The organism is Devosia alba (assembly GCF_039938915.1).
Taxonomy (GTDB): Bacteria; Pseudomonadota; Alphaproteobacteria; order Rhizobiales; family Devosiaceae; genus Devosia; species Devosia alba.
The window spans coordinates 1-1,453 of the sequence record NZ_JBDUUI010000037.1; the positions used below are offsets into that span (position 1 = coordinate 1).

Here is a 1,453-nt window from a genome sequence, read left to right on the forward strand (position 1 = left end):
CGGCCGCATTAGGCACCCCAGGCTTTACACTTTATGCTTCCGGCTCGTATAATGTGTGGATTTTGAGTTAGGATCGGGCGAGATTTTCAGGAGCTAAGGAAGCTAAAATGGAGAAAAAAATCACTGGATATACCACCGTTGATATATCCCAATGGCATCGTAAAGAACATTTTGAGGCATTTCAGTCAGTTGCTCAATGTACCTATAACCAGACCGTTCAGCTGGATATTACGGCCTTTTTAAAGACCGTAAAGAAAAATAAGCACAAGTTTTATCCGGCCTTTATTCACATTCTTGCCCGCCTGATGAATGCTCATCCGGAGTTCCGTATGGCAATGAAAGACGGTGAGCTGGTGATATGGGATAGTGTTCACCCTTGTTACACCGTTTTCCATGAGCAAACTGAAACGTTTTCATCGCTCTGGAGTGAATACCACGACGATTTCCGGCAGTTTCTACACATATATTCGCAAGATGTGGCGTGTTACGGTGAAAACCTGGCCTATTTCCCTAAAGGGTTTATTGAGAATATGTTTTTCGTCTCAGCCAATCCCTGGGTGAGTTTCACCAGTTTTGATTTAAACGTGGCCAATATGGACAACTTCTTCGCCCCCGTTTTCACCATGGGCAAATATTATACGCAAGGCGACAAGGTGCTGATGCCGCTGGCGATTCAGGTTCATCATGCCGTTTGTGATGGCTTCCATGTCGGCAGAATGCTTAATGAATTACAACAGTACTGCGATGAGTGGCAGGGCGGGGCGTAAAGATCTGGATCGGGCTTACTAAAAGCCAGATAACAGTATGCGTATTTGCGCGCTGATTTTTGCGGTATAAGAATATATACTGATATGTATACCCGAAGTATGTCAAAAAGAGGTATGCTATGAAGCAGCGTATTACAGTGACAGTTGACAGCGACAGCTATCAGTTGCTCAAGGCATATATGATGTCAATATCTCCGGTCTGGTAAGCACAACCATGCAGAATGAAGCCCGTCGTCTGCGTGCCGAACGCTGGAAAGCGGAAAATCAGGAAGGGATGGCTGAGGTCGCCCGGTTTATTGAAATGAACGGCTCTTTTGCTGACGAGAACAGGGGCTGGTGAAATGCAGTTTAAGGTTTACACCTATAAAAGAGAGAGCCGTTATCGTCTGTTTGTGGATGTACAGAGTGATATTATTGACACGCCCGGGCGACGGATGGTGATCCCCCTGGCCAGTGCACGTCTGCTGTCAGATAAAGTCTCCCGTGAACTTTACCCGGTGGTGCATATCGGGGATGAAAGCTGGCGCATGATGACCACCGATATGGCCAGTGTGCCGGTATCCGTTATCGGGGAAGAAGTGGCTGATCTCAGCCACCGCGAAAATGACATCAAAAACGCCATTAACCTGATGTTCTGGGGAATATAAATGTCAGGCTCCCTTATACACAGCCAGTCTGCAGGTCGA

Annotated in this window: 3 protein-coding genes; all 3 read left to right on the forward strand. The window is 46.8% G+C overall.

Annotated elements, in window-relative coordinates; all coding sequences use genetic code 11:
- Positions 1-107 precede the first annotated feature (107 nt).
- The 3 genes from ABFY71_RS18660 to ccdB all read left to right on the forward strand — a co-directional run bounded on the left by ABFY71_RS18660 (position 108) and on the right by ccdB (position 1,414).
- Positions 108-767 carry a type A-1 chloramphenicol O-acetyltransferase gene (locus tag ABFY71_RS18660; RefSeq protein WP_000412211.1) on the forward strand — a complete coding sequence of 220 codons (660 nt, stop codon included), beginning with the start codon at positions 108-110 and terminating at the stop codon, positions 765-767.
- A gap of 190 nt (positions 768-957) precedes the next feature.
- Entirely contained in the window at positions 958-1,107 is a 150-nt protein-coding gene (ccdA, locus tag ABFY71_RS18665; protein WP_336511053.1) for a type II toxin-antitoxin system antitoxin CcdA, read from the forward strand.
- 1 nt (position 1,108) lies between these two features.
- On the forward strand, positions 1,109-1,414 hold the full coding sequence (ccdB, locus tag ABFY71_RS18670) for a type II toxin-antitoxin system toxin CcdB (protein WP_001159868.1): 306 nt from the start codon (positions 1,109-1,111) through the stop codon (positions 1,412-1,414).
- The last annotated feature ends 39 nt before the right edge of the window (positions 1,415-1,453 follow it).

Excerpts from the sequence above, each read along its gene's own strand:
- ABFY71_RS18660 (WP_000412211.1), top strand. The coding sequence starts at position 108 with ATGGAGAAAAAAATCACTGGATATACCACCGTTGATATATCCCAATGG.
- ccdB (WP_001159868.1), top strand. The coding sequence starts at position 1,109 with ATGCAGTTTAAGGTTTACACCTATAAAAGAGAGAGCCGTTATCGTCTG.